This window comes from Nocardiopsis sp. NPDC055879, from assembly GCF_053615935.1.
On the sequence record NZ_JBSHCT010000037.1, the window covers coordinates 1 to 14,860 of the forward strand.

A 14,860-nucleotide genomic window follows, 5' to 3' on the forward strand; every position below is an offset into this window, starting at 1 on the left:
GCGAGCGACACCGTCGAGGTCGAGGACAACAACGGCACGCAGACGGTCGCCGTCCCGCCCGCGTCGGTGGTGGCGCTCGACAACCGCACCTTCGAGACCCTCTCGGACTGGGGCGTGGAGCTCTCCGCCGGTGCCGTGTCCCTCATGCCCGACACCATCGACTACACGCGGAACGACTCGATCATCGACCTCGGCTCGCACCGGGAGCCCGACCTCGAAGCGATCGTCGCCGCCGAACCCGACCTGGTCGTCAACGGGCAGCGCTTCGCCCAGTACCACGACGACATCGCCTCCCTGGTGCCAGACGCGACCATCCTCGAACTGGACCCGCGTGAGGGCGAGCCCTTCGACGCCGAACTCAAGCGCCAGGTCGAGGTCCTGGGCGAGGTCTTCGGCAAGCAGGACGAGGCCGAGCAGACCATCGCCGACTTCGACGCTTCGGTCGAGCGGGTCAACGAGGCCTACGACGGGGGCGACAGCGTCATGGCCGTCACCACCTCCGGCGGCGAGATCGGCTACCTGGCCCCGGGCGTCAGTCGCACCCTCGGCCCGGCCTTCGACATCTTCGAGCTGACCCCGGCACTGGAGGTCGAGGGCTCCAGCGAAGACCACCAGGGCGACGACATCTCCGTCGAGGCGATCGCCGACTCCGACCCCGACTGGATCCTCGTGATGGACCGCGACGCCGCCGTCGCCGCCGACGAGGAGGGCTACGAGACCGCCGAGAACATCCTGGCGAGCTCCGAGGCGCTCTCGAAGGTGACCGCCGTGGAGGACGAGCAGATCGTCCACATGCCCGTCGACACCTACACCAACGAGGGCATCCAGACCTACACCGAGTTCTTCAACGCCTTCGCCGACTCCCTGGAGGCTCAGGCTTGATCCGGCCCACCCGAATGTCTCGCGCCCGCGGTGATGCCTGGAGCACCACCGCCGGCGCGAGCCGCCGCGCGGAGGTCACCGGAACATGACGAACACCGCGACCCCGGCCCCGTCGCGCACACGGGACAAGGGCCGGCTCCTCGACTGGAAGCTGCTCATCGGTGTCGCCGTCGTGGGCGCACTGCTCGTGCTGTCGCTGTTCACCGGCGTGTACGACGTCTTCGGCGCCGACGACGGTGACGAGATGTTCGCGATCACCCGCATCCCGCGCACGATCGCCCTCGTACTGGCCGGCGCCGCCATGGCGATGTCCGGCCTGGTCATGCAGTTGCTGACGCAGAACCGCTTCGTCGAACCGACGACAACCGGCACCACCGAGTGGGCCGGGCTCGGCCTGCTCACCGTGATGATCCTGCTGCCGGGCGCGAGCATCGCCACCCGCATGTTCGGCGCGGTGCTGGCGGCCTTCATCGGCACGATGGTGTTCTTCCTCTTCCTGCGCCGCGTCACCCTGCGGTCCTCGCTCATCGTCCCGATCGTGGGCATCATGTTGGGCGCCGTCGTCAGCGCGGTTTCCACCTTCATCGCGTTGCAGACCGACATGCTGCAGAACCTCGGCGTGTGGTTCGCCGGCAGCTTCACCTCGGTGCTGCGGGGCCAGTACGAGATGCTGTGGATCGTGGCCCTGGTGGCCGTCGCGGTGTTCGTCGTCGCCGACCGGTTCACGGTCGCCGGCCTGGGCGAGGAGATCTCCACCAACGTCGGCCTGAACTACAACCGGGTCATCCTGCTCGGCACCGGGCTGATCGCGGTGGCGACCGGAGTCGTGACCGTGGTGGTGGGCAACCTGCCCTTCCTCGGCCTCATCGTCCCCAACGTCGTCTCGATGTTCCGCGGCGACGACCTGCGCGGCAACCTGCCATGGGTGTGTCTGTTGGGCGTGGGGATCGTCACGGTCTGCGACCTGATCGGCCGGACCATCATCATGCCCTTCGAGGTACCGGTGTCCCTCATCCTCGGGGTCGTCGGTGCCGTCGTGTTCATCCTTCTCCTGTTGAGGCAGCGTCGCCGTGGCTGAGACGACCGTTTCCCGTGTGACCGAACGTCCGCTCACCGCGCCGCCCTCGGAGCGTTCCTCGCGCACCCTGTCCACCCCGCGCGCCCGTCGCCGCTACCTGGTCATCATCGCGGTGCTCTCGGTGCTCGCGATCGGATTCGCCTTCGGCCAGCTGGCCTGGGACAACCCGATGCCGATCGGCTCGGACGGCTTCTGGCGCATCGCCGAGTTGCGCGCCACGAACCTGGTGATCATGGCCGTGGTCGCGATCTGCCAGGCCGTCGCCACGGTCAGCTTCCAGACCGTCACCAACAACCGCATCATCACCCCGTCGATCATGGGGTTCGAGGCGCTCTACACCGCCATCCAGACCGCCGCCGTGTACTTCCTGGGCGTCGCCGGGATCATGGCGGTCCAGGGCGTCTCGCAGTTCCTGCTACAGATCACGCTCATGGTCGGCTTCTCGATGCTGTTGTACGGATGGCTGCTGTCCGGCAGGTACGGAAACCTGCAGATCATGCTGCTGATCGGCATCATCATCGGCGGTGGCCTCGCCTCGGTCTCCACGTTCATGCAGCGGCTGCTCACGCCCAGCGAGTTCGACGTGCTGGCCGCGCGGCTGTTCGGCAACATCGCCAACGCCGACGCGTCCTACCTGCCGGTCGCGGTACCGCTGTGCCTGATCGCCACCGTCCTGCTGTGGGCGAGTTCGCGGCGGCTGAACATCGTGGCGTTGGGGCGTGACGCGAGCACGGGACTGGGCCTGAACCACCGCCGCGAGACGATGCGCGTGCTGTTCCTGGTGTCGATCCTGATGGCGGTCTCCACCGCGCTCATCGGCCCGATGACCTTCCTGGGCTTCCTCGTGGCGACGCTGGCCTACCAGTTCGCCGACACCCACGACCACCGGTACGTCTTCCCGGTCGCGGTGCTGACCTGCTTCGTCGTGCTCAACGGCGCCTACTTCGTCATGCGGAACATCTTCTACGCCAACGGCGTGGTCTCGATCATCATCGAACTCGTCGGTGGACTGGTGTTCCTGTTCGTCATCCTCAGAAAGGGCCGACTGTGATCACCCTGACCGGTGTGCGCAAGGAGTACAGCAGCGAGGTCGCGATCGGCCCCGTCGACCTGCGGATCCCCAAGGGCGGCGTGACCGCGCTGGTCGGTCCGAACGGCGCCGGCAAGTCGACGCTGCTGACGATGATCGGTCGGCTGCTCGGCCTGGACCAGGGCACCATCGACATCGCCGGTCACGACGTGTCGAAGACGGCGTCCAAGGACCTGGCCAGGGTCGTCTCGATCCTGCGCCAGGAGAACCACTTCGTCACCCGGCTGACGGTGCGCCAACTCGTCGCGTTCGGCCGTTTCCCCTACTCCAAGGGGCGGCTGACCGTGACCGACGAGGAGATCGTCAGCCGGGCCATCGACTTCCTGGCCCTGACCGACCTGGAACACCGCTACCTCGACCAACTGTCGGGCGGGCAGCGTCAGCGCGCCTACGTCGCGATGGTGCTCTGCCAGGACACCGAGTACGTGCTGCTCGACGAGCCGCTCAACAACCTCGACATGCGCCATTCGGTGCAGATGATGAAGCACCTGCGACGCGCGGCGGAGGAACTGGAGCGCACGATCGTGATCGTGCTGCACGACATCAACTTCGCGGGCCACTACGCCGACCACATCTGCGCCGTCAAGGACGGTTCGGTCGTCGAGTTCGGCACACCGGACGAGATCATGACCGACGAGGTGCTCACCCGGGTGTTCGAGACCCCGGTGACGGTCGTCGACGGACCCAACGGACCGCTCGCGGTCTACTACTGAGCCCCCGTTCCGGGCACGGGAGGGCGCGCCTCCCGTGCCCCATACTGGAACGATGCGCACCCCCCGAGCCGAAGTCGACGTCACCCCCGACCTCGTCCGCGCGCTCCTGCGCGAGCAGTGCCCCGAGTTGGCCGGGCTCCCCATCGAACCCGTCGCCAACGGGTGGGACAACGCGCTGTTCTCCCTGGGCGATGACCTGTGCGTGCGCATGCCCCGCCGCTCGATCGCCGCTCACCTGGTCCTCAAGGAACAACGGTGGCTGCCCGAGATCGCCACGCGCGTCGGCGTTCCCGTGCCCGCGCCGCTCCACGTGGGCCGCCCCGGCCATGGTTACCCCTGGAGTTGGTCGGTCAACCCGTGGTTCGAGGGCCGTACCGCGGCCGAGGTCCCACCCGCCGAGCGCGGCCCCCTCGTCGAACCCCTGGCGCTCTTCCTCTCCCGGTTGCACGTACCCGCGCCACCGGAGGCCCCACGGAACCCGGTCCGCGGGGTGCCCCTGCGCGAACGCCACGAGCGCGTCGTCCAACGCCTCGACGACTCCGACCACCCCCGCGCCGCCGACCTCCTCGACCTGTGGCACGAACTGGTCGACACCCCGGCCCGGGAGGGCCCGCCCCTGTGGCTGCACGGTGACCCGCACCCCGCCAACATCGTGGTCGACGACGCGAACGGACTCGCGGCCGTCCTGGACTTCGGCGACCTCACCTGCGGCGACCCGGCCACCGATCTCGGTACCGCCTGGATGACCTTCGAGGCCCCCGACCGCGTCCGCTTCCGTGACCGCCTCGACGGGCTCGTCGGCGTCGACGAACACACCTGGAAGCGCGCCCGCGCCTGGGCGGTCGTCTACGCGTCGGTGCTCGTCACCAGCACCGCCGACAACCCCCTGCTGGCCGGGATCGGCGAACACACCACCGCCCAGGTCCTCAAGGACGACTGACCCCGGGACCACGGGGCTGGGTCGATCACCGGTCTCAGCGGCCCCCGCGCGACCAAAGGCTACACGCCCTTATAGTTCACTACACGAACGTGTAGCCTGAAGTCATGGACATCGACCGCCTCACCAACGAAGACCTCACCGGACGGGCGCGGATCCGCGACGCCGCGCTGAAGGTCTTCGCCGAACGCGGGGTCAAAGGGGCCACCGTGCAGCTCATCGCCGCAGCGGCAGGTGTCTCCACCGGCCTGATCCGCCACCACTTCGGTTCCAAGGAAGGGTTGCGGCGGGCCTGCGACGAGTACGCGATCGGCACCCTCCTGGATCAGGCGCGGCGGGCCTTGGAGAAGGACACCGCCGCCCCCGGGTTCCTCGACTCGATGTACCGGGCCAGCGGTTCGAGCACCCGTTACCTGGCCCGCGCACTCGTGGAGGATTCTCCCGCCGCCTCGGAACTCTTCGACACCGGCGCGGCGCTCGCCGAACGCTTCCTCACCGAACAGGACCCCCACCGCTACCCGGCCGGAGCCACGACCACCCAGGACACCGCCACGGTCATGGGAGCCATGCAGTTGTCCACCCTCGCTCTGCACACCCACATCGGCCGTCGCATGGGCGTCGACCCCCTCGACCCCGCACACACCCCACGCCTGGTCGCGGCCATGGTCGAGGTCCACTCGGCCACCCACGCGTTCCTCTCCCAAGGGCGAGGGCGTCCCATCTCCGACGAGGCCACGGGCCCGTGGCAGGAGGAACCATGAGCACGACCGAGGCCATCCGCGTTCGCGGACTCCTCAAACGCTTCGGCCGCGCCACCGCACTGGACGGCTTGGACCTGACCGTACGAACCGGGGAGGTCCACGGCCTCCTGGGACCCAACGGGGCCGGAAAGAGCACCGCCCTGCGTGTCCTGCTCGGGCTGACCCGCGCCGACGCGGGCAGCGTGCACCTGCTCGGCGGCGACCCGTGGCGGGACACCGCGACCCTGCGGCGGCGCCTCGCCTACGTGCCGGGGGACGTCGCCCTGTGGCCGGGCCTGTCCGGTGGTGAGACGCTCGACCTGCTCGGCCGCCTACGCGGTGGCATCGATGAGCGCAGGCTCACCGAACTCGTGGACCGCTTCGCGCTGGACACCCGTGTCCGTGGGCGTGCCTACTCCAAGGGCAATCGGCAAAAGGTCGCCCTGGTGGCCGCGCTGGCCGCCGACACCGAACTCCTCGTACTGGACGAACCCACCTCCGGCCTGGACCCGCTCATGGAGGAGGTGTTCCGCCGCACCATCACCGAAGAACGCGACCGGGGTCGTACCGTACTGCTCTCCAGCCACATCCTTTCGGAGGTGGAGGCTCTCTGCGACCGGGTCTCCATCGTCCGTGCCGGACGCACCGTCGAGAGCGGCACCCTCGACGACCTCCGGCACCTGTCCCGCGTCACCGTCACCGCCGTTCTCACCTCCTCGCCCAGCGCGTTGGCGGATCTGGCCGGGGCGCACGACCTGGAGGTGTCGGGCGATCGGGTGCGTCTGCTCGTCGAACCGCGCTCCCTGACGGAACTGTGCTCCCGGTTGGCGTCACTGGGGGTCCGCGACCTCACCGCGCACCCACCGTCCCTGGAAGAACTGTTCCTGCGCCACTACGACACCGCCGGGGGCACGCGATGACCTCGATCGTCACCCGTCGCGTCGGAGGTTCGTCGACCGGAGCCGGTCTCCTGGCCCGGGAGATCCCGCGCAGGGAACGAGTCCTGCTCACGGCGTGGGTGCTGTCCACGATCGGTATCGTCCTGGGCGGTGTGGCCGCCGCCAGGACCACCTATCCGACCGCGGCCGACCGGGCGGACCGATGGGAGCAGCTCCAGCAGATCCCCATGTTCGTCCTGTTCCAGGGGCGGGCGTTCGCCGACACCGCCGAGGCGCTCGCCGCCCAGCAGGCCTTCGCGGTCGGGACCCTGTGCGCCGCTCTGGGCGCGGTACTGCTGGTCGTTCGCACCACCCGCGCGGAGGAGACCTCCGGAAGGCGCGAGCTACTCGGCGGTCTTCCACTGGGCCGACACGCTGATCTGGCCGCCGCCCTGATCGTGGCGCTGGGTGCTGGTGTGGTGATCGCCGCCGCGATCGCGGCCGGTCTGGTGGTCACCGGCGCACCCGCCACGGGTTCCACCGCGTTCGCGCTGGTGATCGGTTCCTCGGTGTGGGTGGGTGCGTCCCTGGCCGCTGTGGCCGTCCAGGTCACCACACGTACCGGAGCGGCGTTCGGGTTGGCCTTCGGCGCCTTCTACGCCCTGCACCTCCTGCGCGGACTCGGTGCGATGGCGGGCGGCGAAGGCCTCTGGACGACCTGGCTGGTACCGAACGGATGGCTGGAGAACGTTCGTCCCTTCACCGACGAGCGATGGTGGGCGTTGCTGCCCGTGCCGATCTGGACCGCGGTGGTGGTGGCGGTCGCCTTCGCCCTCGCCGGCCGTCGTGACCTGGGTGGGGGTCTGTTCCCCGACCGGGCCGGGCCCGCCCGGGCCGCACCTTCCCTCCGCTCGGTGTTCGCTCTGGCCCTGCGTTCGGAACGGGCGTCCCTCCTGCTGTGGGCGACGGTGATCGCCGGATGCGGCCTGGCGATGGGGTACGTCGGATCGGGGGCGATGGCGGAATACGCGGACACGGCCTGGGTTCGAGCGATGGGCGCCGGCATGGGGGTGGAGCCGGCGCGGGTCTTCTTCGTCTACACGGTGTTCGTGTTCGTGTTCCCGATCGCGGCCCAAGCCGTGTCGGCGACCCTGCGTCCACGCCGAGAGGAGGTCGCGGGAACGGGCGAACTACTGCTGTCCGGTCCCGTGGAACGCACTCGCTGGGCGGTGGCGCACCTGTCGGTCTCCTTCGTGTGCCCCACCGTGCTCCTCGCCGTGTTGGGCGTCGCGGTCGGAACGGGGTCCGCCCTGGGCACCAAGGACACCGCCGGCGACGTCATCCGCTTCACGGCGTTCACGCTGTCCCTGGTCCCGGCCTCGTGGGTGATCGTCGCCGTCACCTTCCTGGCCTTCGGAGCGGTCCCGCGCCTGTGCGTGGCACTCGGCTGGTCCGCGTTGGCGGTGGGTGTCCTGGTCGAGATCGCGGTCAAGGTCGGAACGGTCCCGGAGTCCCTGTTCCTACTCACCTCCCCGTTCGCGCACGTCAACCCCTACTACCGAACGACCGACGCCGCTCCTCTTCTCCTCGCGCTCCTGGCGCTGTCGCTCATCACGCTGGGGTGGTGGGCCCTGCGCCATCGGGACATCCCGGCCTGAGCACCGGACGCGGCCGGAGCGCCGAGCCGGGGGCTGGTCCTGTCCGCCGGCCCGGGCTAGACTTTCCGGAAAAATGTTAGGGACTAACATATTAATGAGGCCGGGCCATGACGCACTGGCGTGAGCGGAAGCGAGAACGCACCAGGAAGGCGCTGCGAGAGGCGGCCTTCCGGCTGTTCGTCGAGCACGGATACGAGGCCACGACTGTGGAACGGATCGCGGCCGAAGCGGGTGTCTCCCACATGACGTTCTTCCGGTACTTCCCCACCAAGGAGGACGTGGTCCTCCGCGACGACTACGACCCCCTCCTCGAAGAGCTGGTACGCGCCCAGCCACGCCGGCTCCCTCCGCTGCGACGTGTGCGCGACGCGGTCCTGAGCGTGTTCCCGGCCGTCTACGCCCAGGATCGGCGGGCCCTGTACCTGCGTTCCCGGTTGCTGCTGAGCACCCCCATCCTGCGCTCCCGAATGCCCGAAAGCCTGCGCGGCTCACAGGACGCCTTCGAGCGAGGGCTCGGCGATCCTTCCGGGGCCGAGCCGCCGCCACTGGCGGCGAGGGTGGTGGCATCGGCCTGCGTCGCCGCGCTCACCACCGCGATCACCGCCTGGGTGGAGAACAACGGTGACACCGACCTGATCGCGCTCGTGGAAGAGGCCTTCGACGCGCTCGAAGCACCGGGGACCGACGATGACTGAGCGACGAACCGAGGACGTCGTCTCCGTCACCGATCTACGGGTGCGCTATAGAGGGACGCGTGAGTACGCGGTGCGGGGCATGGACTTCACCGTGGGCCGGGGCGAGGTCTTCGGTTTCCTCGGCCCTTCGGGTGCCGGCAAGACCACGGTCCAACGGGTACTGACCCGGCTCTTACCCGACCACGAAGGCCGGGTGCGCGTATTCTCCCGTCCTTTGTCGGAGTGGGGTAGGGACTACTACGAGCGGATAGGCGTGGGGTTCGAACTGCCCGCCGAGTTCACCCGGCTCACCGCGAGGGAGAACCTGGAGGTGTTCGCCTCCCTGCACGGCGGCCCCACCTCTGGGATCGACGAGATCCTGGACCGCGTCGGTCTGGGCGAGGCCGCGCACCGTCGGCTGAGCGCGTTCTCCAAGGGCATGCGGATGCGTCTGAGCCTGGCCCGCGCCCTGCTGCACCGACCTCACCTGCTCTTCCTCGACGAACCGACCTCGGGTCAGGACCCGGTTCACGCGGCCCTCTTGCGCGACATCATCCGAGCCGAGGCGGACCGGGGCACCACGGTCTTCCTCACCACCCACGACATGCGCACGGCCGAAGAGCTGTGCGACCGCCTGGCCTTCGTCGTCGACGGCAGGATCGTCGCCCTGGACACCCCCAGGGGTTTCCGTCTACGCCACGGCGAACCCGGTGTCGTCGCCGAGTACTCGTGCGAGGGCCGCACGCGACGGCGGGTATTCGACCTCACCGCCCTGGGCCCCGACGGCGAACTGTCCGCCCTCGTGGGCTCGGGCACCGTCACGACCCTGCACACCCGCGAGGCCACACTCGACGAGGTCTTCGCGGCGGTCACGAAGGTTCGGCTGTGACACGGCTCCTCGGTGCCTGCGCCGTGGAGGCCAAGGTGGCGCGACGGTACGGGATCGTGGCGATCGCCGCGATCCTCGCCGTGCTCTGGACCGCTCTACTGGCGGCCCTTCCCGCGTCGACGGCGGTGGCGGTGGCGCCGTACCTGCTGTTCCTGGACACCGCGGGTTTCGGGGCGTTGTTCGCCGTCGCCCTGTTGATGTTCGAGCGGGTGGAGGGCACGGACGCGGCACGCGCGGTCACCCCCGTCGGCCCTGGGACGGCCACCGTCGCGCGCGTCCTGGTCCTCACCCTCGCGGTCATCGCCATCGCGATCCCGGTGACCATGGTGGTGCCGACCGGTGACCGGTTCTGGAGCGCGCTCGGACTCACCACGGCCGGAGTCCTGCTCACGTCCGTCCTCCTGGTGGGGATGTGCCTGGGTCTGGGAGCACGTACCCGTACCCTCCAGGGTGCCCTCATCGCCATCGCACCCGTCCTGGCTCCACTCATCTTCGTTCCCGTGCTGCACATGACCGAGATCGTTCAGAGCCTCCTGCTGTGGGCCGTCCCCACCACGGCGGGCGCCGAGTTGGTCCACTACGGCGTGACCGGGCAGGTGGGCGCGTCGGGAGGCCTCGGCATTGTGCTCGCGCTGCCGTACGCCCTGGGGTGCGCGATGGCCGTGTGTCGATGGGCGGCCATGGCCCCCGCCGATCCCACCGGCGGAGCACCACGGCGGCGCGGACCCGTGTCGAAGGCGGTCCGCGAACCGGAAACGGACCGTGTCCGGACTCAAGGTGCCGCAGGACGGCGCGGCCACGTGCGCACGGGCTCCGCGTCACCGTCCGGGAGGAGACGCCACCCACTCCTGGGATTGATCCGATGGGAACTGGTCGGCGCGCGACGCGACCCCCTGTTGACGATCATCGTCCTGGCGCTCGTCCCTCTGTTCCTGGCGCTCCGGTGGGCCCATCCCGTACTCGTCGAGTACCTGTGGTCGGTTCACCGATTCGACCTCCTTCCACACACCCCGGCCGTCTTCGGCGCTCTGCTCCTGCACATTCCCCTGATGGTGGGGGCCGCCGTGGCGTTGCGTGTGGTGGAGGACATCGACGACCGGATCCTCCTGCTTCTGCGGGTCTCCCCGCTTTCACCCACCGCCTACTTCGGCTTCTGGTCGGGGACGGCGGCCCTGCTCACCCTGATCGGCCTGATGCTCTCCGTGTCTCTGTCGGGGTTGGCGCCGGAGTGGTCCCCCGGGCTGATCACGGCCGTGGCGTTGGCGACGTCGGTCGCGCCTCTGGTCGTGTCGACCACCGCGGCCTACGCGAGCAACAAGGTGGAGGCACTGGTGGTGTTGAAGGGCGCGGCCGCCGTTTCGATCCTCGTTCCGTCGCTGCTCTGGATACTGCCCGCGCCCTGGTGGACACCACTGCTCGTCCTACCGCCGGCCTGGGCGTTCCTGGCCCTGACCGGGTCCGCGACCGACGCCGTCTCCACCACGTCGATCCTGATCGGCGGGCTGTCGACCACCGTGATCGTCTCCCTCCTGCTCGCGCGACGCATGGGTTCCCGACTACGGTCCTGAGACCAGGACGCCACGTGAGGCCGATGTCGAGCCACCCGAGTCCGACCACCACCCCAGGAGACCGTCGTGCCCCGAACCTCCCTCACCATCGCCATCACCGGGGCCAACTCCGGAATCGGCCTTCGCACGGCGGAACGACTCGCCGCCGAAGGACACCGCGTTCTCGCCCTGTGCCGCGATCCGGCCCGAGGTGAGAGGGCCTTGGAGCGCATCAACGACAGAGCCACCGTCGCGGCACGGCTCGTCGTCACCGACCTCTCCGATCCCGCGTCCATCGAGACCGCCGCGCGCCACCTCGGCGCGACCCTGGACCGACTCGACGTCTTGATCAACAACGCGGCGATCTTCGACCAGACGATGCGCGTACCCCGGTTCACCCCGGACGGTCACGAACTCGTCTGGGCCACCGACCATCTGGGACCGCACAGGCTCACCGCCGCGCTCAGCCCGCTCATGGCCACCGCCCCGGCACCGCGACTGCTGACCATCGCCAGCAAGGGTCTCGTCACGATGCCGTGGACCAGGATCCGCTTCGACGAACTCGACTCCCCACGCTGGTACAGCCCGACCAAGGCCTACTACCACGCCAAACTCGCCCAGATCATGACGAGTCTTCGGATCGCCCAGCACGCTCGTGGCTCCGTCGACGTGGTCTGTCTCCGGGTTCCGGCCGTACGCCTGGATCCCGATCGGCTGGCCTCGATGCCGCGTGTCCTGCGGGCGCTGTACGCCCCCAAGAACCAGGTGGCGCTTTCCCCGGAACGCATGGCCCGGACCTATGCTCGCCTGGCCACGCGGCAGGACGCCTGGAACGGCCGAACCGATGGTGAGACGGCCGACCGGAACCCACCGCGAGGGGTCTACCTGGACGAACGATGCCGTCCCGTCCCCCTGCCACCGTCCGCCCGTGATGGGAACGCCCGGGAACGCCTGTGGCGGGTCAGTCAAGAGCAGACCGGCCACCCGGAGTGGGCTTGGTGAGGCCGACCCCGACGACGATCAGGCCTTGCCGTGTGTCGGGGGGAGCAGACCCACCTGTCGGTAGATCGACCGCAGGTGCCGTTCCGCCCGCTCCCGGTCCAAGGGCTCCGGTTGCAGGACCCGGTAAATGACGGCACCGACCATCATGTCGATGAGCGCGTCGAAGTCCGCTTCGGCATCGACCGTTCCCTCCTTCACCGCGCGTTCCAACAGGAGCGCCGCGACGCGGCGGCGGGGCAGGATGTAGTGCTCCCAACTGGCCTCCATGATGCGCGGATGTGTCCCTGCGGACCCCAACATCTGGGCCAGCAGGGCGCGGAACCCGGGTTCGGTGATGAGTGCGACGGAGGCAGGCAGGGATTGTTCGATCACCTCGGCGACGCTCGCCGTGTCGTCCGGCGGTCGTTCGGGGTGGTCCCCTCGCCCGTGTTCGATGGCCTGGGCGATCAGTTCCTCCTTGGAGGACCCGCGTCGGTAGACCGTCGGTTTGCCGACCCCGGCGCGCGCCGCGATGGCCTGTATGGAGGCTCCCCCCGCTCCTTTCTCCAGGAACAACTCCAAGGCCGCGTCCAGGATCGCCCGGTCGGTCGCCGGGTCGCGCGGCCGCCCACGCCGGGGGCGCTCCGGTCCGGTGGTCATCGGGTCCGCCCTTCGTTCAGCAGGCCGTCCAGTACACGTCCGATCCGGTCGTCGCCGGTACGACCGCGCCAGAGCAGGTGTCCGTCGGGACGGACGAGCAGGAGGTCGCGGAGCCCCGCTGAACGGGGGGTGAGGACGGTGACGTCGTTCCCGAGACGCTCCCGGACGGTGTCCGCCTCGGTCGGTTCCCGCGTGGGTGCCAGCAGGACCCAGTGCGAGCCGAGTTCACCGTGCAGTCGGGTCGGTTCGCCGTCCTCTCCCAGGCACGGCAGGTCCGGAACCCGATCGCCCGGGCCGGGGCGTTTCGAAGGGAACGATGGACGTCGTCCGCCCAAGGGGCCCTTGCGGTAGCTCACGCTCAACTGGGAGGCGATCGAGGTCGCCCAGCGTTGGACCGCGGGCAGGTCGATGAGCTTGAGAAGGACGTGTTCTCGGAGGTAGCGCAGTACCCTTCCCTCTCCCAACTGAAGGCGGGAGTTGGCCGTGGTGGTGCGCAACACGACTTCGGCCAGCGGTCGCCGCTCGTCCTGGTAGGTGTCCACCAGGGCCGATCCCGCCTTCCCTCGCAAGACCAGGGCGAGTTTCCAGGCGAGGTTCTCCGCGTCACCGATGCCCGTCAGCATCCCCTGCCCGCCCATCGGCGAGTGGATGTGCGCGGCGTCCCCGGCGATCAGGACCCGGCCCCGGCGGTAGGAATCCGCCAGCCGTCGGTGGATGCGAAAGACCGAGGTCCAGGTGGCGTCGAGTACACGCGCCCTGGCGATGTGCGTGCGTTCGGGGAGCAAGGTGCGCAGTCGTTCGAGGATCTCCTCTTCGCCGGGACGTTGCTCTCCGAGCCCCGGAACGTAGGCCATCAGACGCCAGAGCACACCCTCACCGGCGGGGTCGCGCATGGGCAGGGCGCCGAGGACACCGTCGCGATGCAGCCACCCGTAGGAGCCGTCCGGTTCCAGTGACCAGTCCATGTGCACGTCGGCGAGCAACCAGGTGTCGGCGATGGGGGCTCCGGGAAATGCCTCGCCGACGAGCTTGCGCGTGGCGGAGTGGGCCCCGTCCGCGCCCACGAGCCAGCGCGCCCGGATCGGGTCGCCCTCCTCCACGGAGGCGACCACCCCGTCGAGGTCCTGTCGGATCCCGACCAGTCGCGTACCCCACCGCACCGAACCGCCCAGGTCCGCCAAGCGCTCCCGCAGGACCCTCTCGACCTCGGATTGGGGAGTGAGGAGCGCGGGGCGACTGGTGCGCAGGCCGACGTCCCCGAAGCGCACCACGGAGACCGGTTCACCGGCCACGTGCACCTTGATGGTCAGCGCGGAGATCGCCTGTTCGGGCAGATCCCCCAAGGCTCCCAAGCGGTCGAGCACCTCGGCTCCCCGCGCGTGCAGGAAGTTCGCCCGGGAGCTCCACGAGGGTCCCTCGGCGGCGTCGATCACCCGCACGGGGACACCTTGGAGCATGAGCGCGCACGCGGTGGTCAATCCTGTGGGGCCGGCTCCCACCACCAGGACTTCGGCGTCGTACATGGCCACCTCTTTTTATTAACGGGGCGGGATCGTAAACATATTAAGCCCCGAGTGGACGGGCACGTCAAGGCCGTACTCACCCGCCCGGACGCCGCCAGGAGTCCGGGAAGGCTCGTTCAGTACATCCGCGCCGGCGGTTCGGTGGCCTACCTCCGACCCGCTTCTCCGGAAACGTCGTAGGCGAATGCGAGCATCGGGCCCTGAACCCTTGATCGAAGGAGAAGCCCATGTCGTTCCAGGCCTATTTGGACACCATCGAGGACAAGACCGGTCTGGTCCCGCGTGAGCTGGTCGACCTCGCCAAGGAGAAGGGGCTCGACGATCCCTCGGTCAAGGCCGGCACCATCATCCAGTGGTTGAGCGACGACCACGGGCTGGGGCGCGGCCACGCGATGGCCTTGGTCCACGTCATCAAGAAGGGGCCGAGGATCGACGCCGAGCACGTGGGCGCCTCGGGCAGCCACCGGGACGAGTCGGCGGAGCTCTGGCTCGACGGCAAGGCGAGCAACCCGAACAGGACCTGAACCCGTCAGTCGGTGACGGTGATCGCTCCCGAGGGACAGACATCGGCGGCCTCGTCCACCCGGGTACGCAGCGCGGGCGGGGGCGC

At 69.2% G+C, this 14,860-nt stretch carries 15 protein-coding genes; 13 read left to right on the forward strand and 2 right to left on the reverse strand.

Annotated features, from left to right (window positions below):
* From ACWGKS_RS27880 to ACWGKS_RS27935, 12 genes are all read left to right on the forward strand, one after another.
* The coding region (locus tag ACWGKS_RS27880) for a siderophore ABC transporter substrate-binding protein (protein WP_452524652.1) at window positions 1-882 on the forward strand (882 nt) is incomplete at its 5' end.
* Window positions 883-967: 85 nt separating this feature from the next.
* Window positions 968-1,960, forward strand: a complete 993-nt coding sequence (locus tag ACWGKS_RS27885; RefSeq protein WP_358509753.1) for an ABC transporter permease — start codon at window positions 968-970, stop codon at window positions 1,958-1,960.
* A gap of 16 nt (window positions 1,961-1,976) precedes the next feature.
* On the forward strand, window positions 1,977-3,011 hold the full coding sequence (locus ACWGKS_RS27890) for an iron chelate uptake ABC transporter family permease subunit (RefSeq protein ID WP_358509756.1): 1,035 nt from the start codon (window positions 1,977-1,979) through the stop codon (window positions 3,009-3,011).
* Complete coding sequence (locus ACWGKS_RS27895; RefSeq protein ID WP_358509758.1) at window positions 3,008-3,763, forward strand: iron ABC transporter ATP-binding protein; 756 nt, start codon at window positions 3,008-3,010, stop codon at window positions 3,761-3,763. Before ACWGKS_RS27890 ends, ACWGKS_RS27895 begins: the two co-directional genes overlap by 4 nt.
* A 52-nt stretch (window positions 3,764-3,815) precedes the next feature.
* Window positions 3,816-4,703, forward strand: coding sequence for an aminoglycoside phosphotransferase family protein (locus tag ACWGKS_RS27900; protein ID WP_358509761.1), 888 nt, complete (start codon window positions 3,816-3,818; stop codon window positions 4,701-4,703).
* Between the two features lie 104 nt (window positions 4,704-4,807).
* On the forward strand, window positions 4,808-5,461 hold the full coding sequence (locus ACWGKS_RS27905; RefSeq protein ID WP_358509764.1) for a TetR/AcrR family transcriptional regulator: 654 nt from the start codon (window positions 4,808-4,810) through the stop codon (window positions 5,459-5,461).
* Window positions 5,458-6,360 (forward strand): ABC transporter ATP-binding protein, encoded by a 903-nt coding sequence (locus ACWGKS_RS27910; protein WP_358509767.1) that lies wholly within the window; start codon window positions 5,458-5,460, stop codon window positions 6,358-6,360. Before ACWGKS_RS27905 ends, ACWGKS_RS27910 begins: the two co-directional genes overlap by 4 nt.
* Window positions 6,357-7,976: an ABC transporter permease gene (locus ACWGKS_RS27915; protein WP_358509769.1), complete on the forward strand. Its 1,620-nt coding sequence runs from the start codon at window positions 6,357-6,359 to the stop codon at window positions 7,974-7,976. The genes ACWGKS_RS27910 and ACWGKS_RS27915 overlap by 4 nt, the downstream gene beginning before the upstream one ends.
* A 107-nt stretch (window positions 7,977-8,083) precedes the next feature.
* Window positions 8,084-8,671 carry a TetR family transcriptional regulator gene (locus ACWGKS_RS27920; RefSeq protein ID WP_358509772.1) on the forward strand — a complete coding sequence of 196 codons (588 nt, stop codon included), beginning with the start codon at window positions 8,084-8,086 and terminating at the stop codon, window positions 8,669-8,671.
* The gene (locus tag ACWGKS_RS27925; RefSeq protein WP_358509774.1) at window positions 8,664-9,539 is read left to right on the forward strand and encodes an ABC transporter ATP-binding protein; all 876 of its coding nucleotides are present in this window, start codon (window positions 8,664-8,666) and stop codon (window positions 9,537-9,539) included. The genes ACWGKS_RS27920 and ACWGKS_RS27925 overlap by 8 nt, the downstream gene beginning before the upstream one ends.
* Window positions 9,536-11,107 carry a hypothetical protein gene (locus tag ACWGKS_RS27930; RefSeq protein ID WP_358509777.1) on the forward strand — a complete coding sequence of 524 codons (1,572 nt, stop codon included), beginning with the start codon at window positions 9,536-9,538 and terminating at the stop codon, window positions 11,105-11,107. The genes ACWGKS_RS27925 and ACWGKS_RS27930 overlap by 4 nt, the downstream gene beginning before the upstream one ends.
* A gap of 66 nt (window positions 11,108-11,173) precedes the next feature.
* Window positions 11,174-12,088 carry an SDR family NAD(P)-dependent oxidoreductase gene (locus tag ACWGKS_RS27935; protein WP_358509780.1) on the forward strand — a complete coding sequence of 305 codons (915 nt, stop codon included), beginning with the start codon at window positions 11,174-11,176 and terminating at the stop codon, window positions 12,086-12,088.
* 18 nt (window positions 12,089-12,106) lie between these two features.
* Here the strand turns inward: ACWGKS_RS27935 and ACWGKS_RS27940 are convergent, their stop codons facing one another.
* The gene (locus ACWGKS_RS27940; protein WP_358509783.1) at window positions 12,107-12,727 is read right to left on the reverse strand and encodes a TetR/AcrR family transcriptional regulator; all 621 of its coding nucleotides are present in this window, start codon (window positions 12,725-12,727) and stop codon (window positions 12,107-12,109) included.
* The gene (locus ACWGKS_RS27945) at window positions 12,724-14,250 is read right to left on the reverse strand and encodes an FAD-dependent monooxygenase (protein ID WP_358509786.1); all 1,527 of its coding nucleotides are present in this window, start codon (window positions 14,248-14,250) and stop codon (window positions 12,724-12,726) included. Before ACWGKS_RS27945 ends, ACWGKS_RS27940 begins: the two co-directional genes overlap by 4 nt.
* Before the next feature lie 227 nt (window positions 14,251-14,477).
* Between ACWGKS_RS27945 and ACWGKS_RS27950 the strand changes: the two genes are divergently transcribed.
* Window positions 14,478-14,774 carry a DUF4287 domain-containing protein gene (locus tag ACWGKS_RS27950; protein WP_358509789.1) on the forward strand — a complete coding sequence of 99 codons (297 nt, stop codon included), beginning with the start codon at window positions 14,478-14,480 and terminating at the stop codon, window positions 14,772-14,774.
* Window positions 14,775-14,860: the final 86 nt, after the last annotated feature.

Bases quoted from the DNA above. Each gene is read 5' to 3' on its own strand.
- ACWGKS_RS27885 (WP_358509753.1), top strand. From the start codon at position 968: ATGACGAACACCGCGACCCCGGCCCCGTCGCGCACACGGGACAAGGGC.
- ACWGKS_RS27900 (WP_358509761.1), top strand. From the start codon at position 3,816: ATGCGCACCCCCCGAGCCGAAGTCGACGTCACCCCCGACCTCGTCCGC.
- ACWGKS_RS27905 (WP_358509764.1), top strand. From the start codon at position 4,808: ATGGACATCGACCGCCTCACCAACGAAGACCTCACCGGACGGGCGCGG.
- ACWGKS_RS27910 (WP_358509767.1), top strand. From the start codon at position 5,458: ATGAGCACGACCGAGGCCATCCGCGTTCGCGGACTCCTCAAACGCTTC.
- ACWGKS_RS27915 (WP_358509769.1), top strand. From the start codon at position 6,357: ATGACCTCGATCGTCACCCGTCGCGTCGGAGGTTCGTCGACCGGAGCC.
- ACWGKS_RS27920 (WP_358509772.1), top strand. From the start codon at position 8,084: ATGACGCACTGGCGTGAGCGGAAGCGAGAACGCACCAGGAAGGCGCTG.
- ACWGKS_RS27925 (WP_358509774.1), top strand. From the start codon at position 8,664: ATGACTGAGCGACGAACCGAGGACGTCGTCTCCGTCACCGATCTACGG.
- ACWGKS_RS27940 (WP_358509783.1), bottom strand. From the start codon at position 12,727: ATGACCACCGGACCGGAGCGCCCCCGGCGTGGGCGGCCGCGCGACCCG.
- ACWGKS_RS27945 (WP_358509786.1), bottom strand. From the start codon at position 14,250: ATGTACGACGCCGAAGTCCTGGTGGTGGGAGCCGGCCCCACAGGATTG.
- ACWGKS_RS27950 (WP_358509789.1), top strand. From the start codon at position 14,478: ATGTCGTTCCAGGCCTATTTGGACACCATCGAGGACAAGACCGGTCTG.